The following is a 6,701-nucleotide window of genomic DNA, read 5'->3' as shown; positions in this document are numbered from 1 at the left end:
CATATGTGGAGAGCGTGAAGATCCCTCACACCGCCAGTGGCACAGCGGATGCGCCGATCTGGCTCGTGTCGGCCGACGGACCGCAAGCTGCCAGGATCGTGGGCGCGAACGACGACAAGCCGGTGATCCAGGCGTTGGGCGTCGACAACTATGTGATCAAGAACTTCGACGTCAGCGGCGGCTATGACGGCATTCAATTCAGTCAGAGCGGCCAGGACTTCACTAACTTTGTCAATAATGTGGTGATCCAGGGCAACGTCGTCAGCGGCGCGGCGCACGACGGCATCAAGGTTGGTCAAGCGAACAACGCCTACATCCTCGACAACGTCGTCCACGACATCGGCGCCGAGGAAGGCATCGATGTCCTCGGCGTGCAGAACGGCGTCATTTCGCGCAATGAAATCTACAACCTTCACAACACGACCGCGGCGATCTTCGCCAAGGGCGGGTCGACCGACATCACGATCTCGGACAACTACATCCACGACGTCACGGGCGACGGCATTTCGGCCGGCGGCGTGACGGGGGACACTTGGATGCTGCCCGGCGCGACCTACGAGGCTAAAGACGTCGAGGTCAGAGGCAACAAGATCGTCAATGTCGGCAAGCAACCTGTCAGCGTGCGTGGGGCTATCGACGTCGAGATTACTGGCAACTATCTGGCTTCGAACAGCCAAAAACCGTGGGCTGTCTATGTAACCACCGGCTATCGAGAGGCCGAGACGGTTCATTATTCGTCCGACGTCACGATTACGGGCAACACRACGGTCGGTGCCCGATCGGATACGCGCATCGACGCGGGCAATAACAACAACATTGTCGCCACCGGCAACGGCCCGATCGCCTGGGAGGGCGATGTGGGGCCGGATCCGGTCGAGCTCTGGACGACGGTTCCTGTCCCGCCGGCTCCGACGCCTTGGGCGGAAAGCCAGGCTTGGACGAACAGCTTCGTGGGCACCAGCGGCGCGGACAGCCTGACGGGCACAGCCGGCGCCGACTACGTCAACGGCGCCACCGGGACTGACACGATGACCGGCGGCGCGGGTGACGACACCTATGTCGCCTCCGGCGCCAGCGACGTCGTCGTAGAAGACGCCTCGGCTGGCATCGACACAGTCTGGCTCTATGACGCCCGCTATCAGTTGGGCGACAACGTCGAGAACCTGATAGCCAGAACTGGCTCGGCGATGACCCTTTTCGGCAACGGTCTCGCCAACATGCTGATCGGCGGCGCCGGCGCGGATACGATCGTGGGCGCTGGCGGGTCGGACTTCATGACCGGCGGCGCCGGCGCCGATGTCTTTATGGTGTTAACCGACGGCTCCGGCCAGGTTTCCGACTTTGCCTCCGGGGATAGGATCGTTCTGGCCGGCGACGATTTCGCCAGCTTCGCGGAACTGTCTGCCTCGTTGAGCCAATCGGGGAGCAACACCGTGCTACGTTTCAAGGGCGGCCACACGCTCACCCTCAAGGACGTCACGGCCGCCAATCTGACGGCGGCCGACTTCGATTTCGACTCGCTGGTGACCACGATCGTCGCAGGCGGCGCGACGACGGCGACCTTCACCGGCACTTCGAAGTTCGACGTGATCAGCGGCACGGCCGCCAACGACCGCATCGACGGTCGCGGCGGCGCGGATTTAATGAAGGGCGGTGCGGGGGACGACACTTACCTGCTCGATAACGCCGGCGACCGCATCCTGGAATTCGGCAGTGGCGGGGTCGATACGGCCTTGATCGGGGCCAGCCGCTACGTCCTCGACGCCCAGGTCGAAAACGCCACGATCACGACGAGCAGCGGCGCGACCGTGGTGGGCAACGCCTCAGCCAACTGGATCATCGGCGGCAGCGGCGCGGACTATATCGAGGGGGGGGGCGGTTTCGACCTGCTCACCGGCGGCGGCGGGGCCGACACCTTCGTGTTCCACGGCTTGAGCGACGCCGTGGACGTCATCACCGACTTCACGGCTGGCGGGGACAAGCTCGACCTGTCGTCGCTTCACGCTGACCATGAGGCGGGAACTTGGAGCACGACGGCGTCCACCGACGGACTGCAGGTCTATTTCGACTATGACGGCGGCCACCACCTGATCGCCACGCTCGATCAAGTGACGAGTCTGTCAGGTGGCGACATCATCTTCTAGGAGCCGAAACGCAAAACGCCCGGAGCTCGGCTCCGGGCGTTTCGCCGACACTTCCCCTCTTGGCGGGGGAGAAACGGTCCTAGCGGTTGCGAACGCCAGTGACGGTCAGCGAGGCCTGGTTGCTGTTCAGCTGGGTCACCGCGCCGGCGACGGCGTCGCGGTGGCAGGGCGAGGCGGCCACGGCGCGCTTCACGTCGGGGAAGCTGTGGGCGTCGGCGCCGCAGGCCTGCAGGGCCGCGACGTTGATGCGGCGCATCATGCGCTGGGCGTCCTGCGGGTTGTTGAGGTTCAGCTTGGCCTTGGAGACCGGGATGCTGACGGTTTCGGTCTCCACCTGGGCGGCGACGGCGAACGAGGCGCTGGCGAGGAGAAGGACTGCGGCGGTCGAGGCGACGAGGGTCTTCATGGACTGTCTTCCCTGGTTTCGGCGACGTCTCGGGGCGTCGCTCGGTTCGACCTCGTGTCGAAACCACAAGGGGCTCGGCTCGAAATCGAGTTCGAAACCTTGCTTCTGCTCAAAAAGCGTCCGGGAAAAGCAAAAAAGGTCGACAAATCGGTCAAAAATCGAGCGATCACACCTTTTGAAAGCGCGAAAAGTCGAATTCATTTGAGGACTTAGCGCTGCTTGAGTGGCGCAAATCTGAAATGTCAGATTATTTTATAGGTCGCACTTTTCCCTCCCCCTGAGGGGAGGGAAGGCGCCATGTCCTACAGATCCAGATCGTCGGCCGCGAACTCGGCGTTTTCCTGGATGAAGCGGAAGCGCAGCTCGGGCTTGCGGCCCATCAGGGTCTCGACCAGGGCCTCGACGGCTTCCTCGGAGCGGGGAAGGGTGATCTTGGCCAGGGTGCGCACCGCCGGGTCCATGGTGGTCTCCTTGAGCTGGGAGGCCATCATCTCGCCCAGGCCCTTGAAGCGACCGATCTCGGGCTTCTTGCCCTTGAACATCGTGGCCAGCAGCTCGTCCTTGTGGGCGTCGTCACGGGCGTAGGCGCTCTTGCCGCCATGGCTGATGCGATACAGCGGCGGCAGGGCCAGGAACAGGTGACCCTGGCGGATCAGGTCCGGCATGGTCCGGTAGAAGAAGGTGATCAGCAGCGACGCGATGTGGGCGCCGTCGACGTCGGCGTCGGTCATGATGATGATCCGCTCGTAGCGCAGATCCTCTTCCTTGTAGCGATTGCCGCCCTGGGCCCCGAGCGCCAGCATCAGGTCCGACAGTTCCTTGTTGGCGCTGAACTTCTCGCCCGTCGCCGAGGCGACGTTGAGGATCTTGCCGCGCAGGGGCAGGATCGCCTGGTTCCGCCGATTGCGGGCCTGTTTGGCCGAGCCGCCGGCCGAGTCGCCTTCGACGATGAACAGCTCGGCGCCGTCCACGGCCCCGGCCGCGCAGTCGGCCAGCTTGCCGGGCAGGCGCAGCTTGCGGGTGGCCGAGGCTCGGCTGACTTCCTTGTCCTTGCGGCGCTTGAGGCGTTCCTCGGCGCGCTCGATCACGAACTCCAGCAAGGCCTGGGCGGCCTTGGGGCTGCCGGTCAGCCAGTGGTCGAATGGGTCGCGAAGGGCGTTCTCGACGAAGCGCTGGGCTTCGCTCGACGACAGCTTTTCCTTGGTCTGGCCCTGGAATTCCGGGTTCTTGATGAACACCGAGATCAGGGCGCCGGCCTGGGCGATGACGTCGTCGGCGGTGATGATCGCCGCGCGCTTCTCGCCCTTCAGTTCCGCGTAGGACTTCAGGCCCCGGGTCAGGGCGGCGCGCAGGCCGCTTTCGTGGGTGCCGCCCTCGGGGGTCGGCACGGTGTTGCAGTACGACTGCATGAAGCCGTCGTGCTCGCCGAAGCCGCGCGGCGTCCAGGCGATGGCCCACTCGACCGCGCCGGCCTCGCCCTGGCGCTCGATGCGGCCCGAGAAGCTGTCTGGGGTGACCAGCTCCAGCCCCTTGGTGCGCTCAGCCAGGAAATCGGCCAGGCCGTTGGGGAAGTGGAAGGTGGCCTCGGCCGGGGTCTGGTCCTGGATCCGCGACGGATCGCAGGACCATTTGATCTGCACGCCGCGGAACAGATAGGCCTTGGAACGGGCCATGCGGTACAGGCGCGCCGGCTTGAAGCCGCAGCCCTCGCCGAAGAYCTGGTCGTCGGGCTTGAAGCGCACCATCGTGCCGCGCTTCTTGCTGGGCTGGATCTTCTCGACCGGGCCCAGCGGCTTGCCGCGCGCGAAGCTCTGGCGGTGCTCGAAGCCGTCGCGCCAGACGGTGACCTCGACCAGCTCCGACAGGGCGTTGACGACGCTGGCGCCGACCCCGTGCAGGCCGCCCGAGGTCTCGTAGGCCTTGCCGCTGAACTTTCCGCCCGCGTGCAGGACGGTCATGATCACTTCCAGGGCCGACTTGCCCGGATGCTTGGGGTGCTCGTCGACGGGCATGCCGCGCCCGTCGTCCTTGACCGACAGATAGCCGTCGGCGTCGAACTTGACCTCGATGGTCTTGGCGAAGCCGGCCACGGCTTCGTCCATCGAATTGTCCAGCACTTCGGCGAAGAGGTGGTGCAGGGCCCGCTCGTCGGTGCCGCCGATGTACATCCCGGGACGCATGCGCACGGGCTCGAGGCCTTCGAGCACCTCGATCGAGCTGGCGTCGTAGGCGTCGGGAGACGCCGCCGTGGCGCTGCGGGCGCTCGGCGCTGCGGGCGGCGGCGGGGCGGCCGGACGCGGCGCGGGCTCGGGATGCGGCTCGCGGGCGGGGAAGGGCGATGCGGGCGGCGGCGACAGGGCGTCGTCGCCGAACAGCGAGAAGGAGGCGTTAGGGTCGTCTTTGGAGGACATTACGGGAACATGCGTCGATTCGGCGGGAGCGCCCCGTATGGGCCGCGCGGCTCGCGAAGAAAAGGGGTGGAAAGCTGGGCCGGCGGTGGATTTGCCCGGCTTGGGCGGCGCATGCCAGGATGCGGGCTGCATCTGACCCCCACTTGGAGACCGTCGATGACCTGGTGCCCCCTGACGATCCTCCTGGCTTCCCTGGCGCTGCTGAGCTGCACCGCGGCCGCGCCTTCCGGCCCATCCTCGCCGCCGCCGACCAACGCCCGGACCCCGGTAGCCGAGGGCGGCATGTGCGGCGGCTTCGCGGGCTTCCAGTGCGCCTCGGGCCTGGTCTGCCAGATGCCGGCTGGCCAGTGCCACGTCGCCGACGGCGCGGGGACCTGCCGCAAGGCGCCACAGATGTGCACGATGATCTACGCTCCGGTCTGCGGTTGCGACGGCAAGACCTACGCCAGCGCCTGCACCGCCGCCGCCGCGGGGGCCAGCGTCGCGACCACCGGCGAGTGCAAGGCCTAGGGCAGGCGGCTGAGCCTGGGCTGGTAGGACCAGGTCTCGGCCTCGACGCCTTGGACCAGGCCGGCCGCACGGGTCTGGCCCGGGCCATAGGCCGCCGCCATCAGCCCCGCCAGATCGGCGGGACGGCCGGCGAGGTCGGCCCAGGCCCGGCGCGGGACCAGCACCATGTAGCTCCCAAGCTCGCCGCCGCCCGCCAGGCGGTACCAAGTCCAGCCGAGATCGCCCTTGCCGGACTTGGCCGAGGCGAGCAGGGCGGTCTCGAAGGCCGCGACGTCGCCCGGCGGGACGCGCAGGCTGTAGACGTCGAGCGTCGGGCTGGGCTGGCGGGCCTCCAGGCTGCGGACCGTGCTGGGCGCGGACCAAAGGACATGGGCCGAATAGGCGCGAGCCTTGGCGTAGGGCAGGACGCGGGCCTCCATGTCGGCGCCGTCGCCGGCGGGATCGGGACGGGCGTCCATCGCCGCGAACGGAACGCCGAAGGTCCCGTCGACGAACAGGCCGGTGCGCGGGCCGCTGGTCACGTACCAGCCGAACCACGGCAGGGTGTCGGCATGGGCGGCGTGCCACCGCAGATGCGCGGCGTAGCCGGCCTCGAAGGCGGCCTCCTTGCCGCGATCGACGTCGTAGGTGAACAGGAAGGCGGCTTGCTCGGCCATCCTTTCGATGGATTGGGCGCGGGCTGGGCCGCTCGCGAGACCGACCGCCAAGGCGATCGCCAGCGTCGCGTGTTTCCAGGTCATCCGTGTCTCCTTCAATGGAGGCGCAGACCTAGCGTCGAACGCCGTTCCGCAATATTTCGAACGGATCTTGCCTTCGTTCTGGATTGCGAAACGATGCGACATGTCGATCTGCGCCGTGCGGCGGTGTTCCACGCGGTGGCGGCGGCCGGCGGCATCGCCGCTGCCAGTCCGCGCCTGGGCAAGTCGCCGCCCGCCATCCACCACGACCTGAAGGCCTTCGAGCGCGAGATGGGCCGGCCGCTGTTCGAGAAGGTGGGGCGGGCGCTGCGCCTGACCGCCGCTGGCCAGGCCCTGTTCGAGACCGTCGGTCGGGCCCTCGATGACGTCGAACGGACCCGCGACCGGCTGAGCCGCGCCGACCCGGCCCTGCGTCCGCTGCGCCTGGCCGTGGTCTCGGCCTTCGGGCGTTACCGCCTGGCGCCCCGGCTCTATGCGGGATTGCCGGCGGATCGCCCGATCGAGCTGGTGTTCGGCTCGCATGAGGCGGTGC

General features: G+C 67.2%; 6 protein-coding genes. 3 read left to right on the top strand and 3 right to left on the bottom strand.

Features of this window, described 5'->3' with window-relative positions:
- On the top strand, positions 1-2,144 hold a 2,144-nt coding region (locus AC1DZ6_RS15930; protein WP_477098133.1), incomplete at its 5' end, for a right-handed parallel beta-helix repeat-containing protein.
- Between the two features lie 79 nt (positions 2,145-2,223).
- Here AC1DZ6_RS15930 and AC1DZ6_RS15925 read toward each other — a convergent pair.
- Positions 2,224-2,550: a UrcA family protein gene (locus AC1DZ6_RS15925; protein ID WP_477098132.1), complete on the bottom strand. Its 327-nt coding sequence runs from the start codon at positions 2,548-2,550 to the stop codon at positions 2,224-2,226.
- 302 nt (positions 2,551-2,852) lie between these two features.
- Positions 2,853-4,961, bottom strand: coding sequence for a DNA topoisomerase IV subunit B (gene parE / locus AC1DZ6_RS15920; protein WP_477098131.1), 2,109 nt, complete (start codon positions 4,959-4,961; stop codon positions 2,853-2,855).
- 156 nt (positions 4,962-5,117) lie between these two features.
- On the opposite strand from parE, the gene AC1DZ6_RS15915 reads away from it, so the two are divergent.
- Complete coding sequence (locus tag AC1DZ6_RS15915) at positions 5,118-5,471, top strand: Kazal-type serine protease inhibitor domain-containing protein (protein WP_477098130.1); 354 nt, start codon at positions 5,118-5,120, stop codon at positions 5,469-5,471.
- On the opposite strand, the gene AC1DZ6_RS15910 is transcribed toward AC1DZ6_RS15915, so the two are convergent.
- Positions 5,468-6,211 (bottom strand): hypothetical protein, encoded by a 744-nt coding sequence (locus tag AC1DZ6_RS15910; RefSeq protein ID WP_477098129.1) that lies wholly within the window; start codon positions 6,209-6,211, stop codon positions 5,468-5,470. The genes AC1DZ6_RS15915 and AC1DZ6_RS15910 overlap by 4 nt on opposite strands.
- Positions 6,212-6,304: 93 nt before the next feature.
- Here AC1DZ6_RS15910 and AC1DZ6_RS15905 point away from each other — a divergent pair.
- Positions 6,305-6,701, top strand: a 397-nt coding sequence (locus tag AC1DZ6_RS15905; protein WP_477098128.1) for a LysR family transcriptional regulator, incomplete at its 3' end; no start/stop codon positions are given.

It is taken from the genome of Caulobacter sp. P1_B12_2 (assembly GCF_056406675.1).
This window is presented reverse-complemented; position numbering and strand designations above follow the sequence as displayed.

Bases quoted from the DNA above. Each gene is read 5' to 3' on its own strand.
- AC1DZ6_RS15925 (WP_477098132.1), bottom strand. From the start codon at position 2,550: ATGAAGACCCTCGTCGCCTCGACCGCCGCAGTCCTTCTCCTCGCCAGC.
- AC1DZ6_RS15915 (WP_477098130.1), top strand. From the start codon at position 5,118: ATGACCTGGTGCCCCCTGACGATCCTCCTGGCTTCCCTGGCGCTGCTG.
- AC1DZ6_RS15910 (WP_477098129.1), bottom strand. From the start codon at position 6,211: ATGACCTGGAAACACGCGACGCTGGCGATCGCCTTGGCGGTCGGTCTC.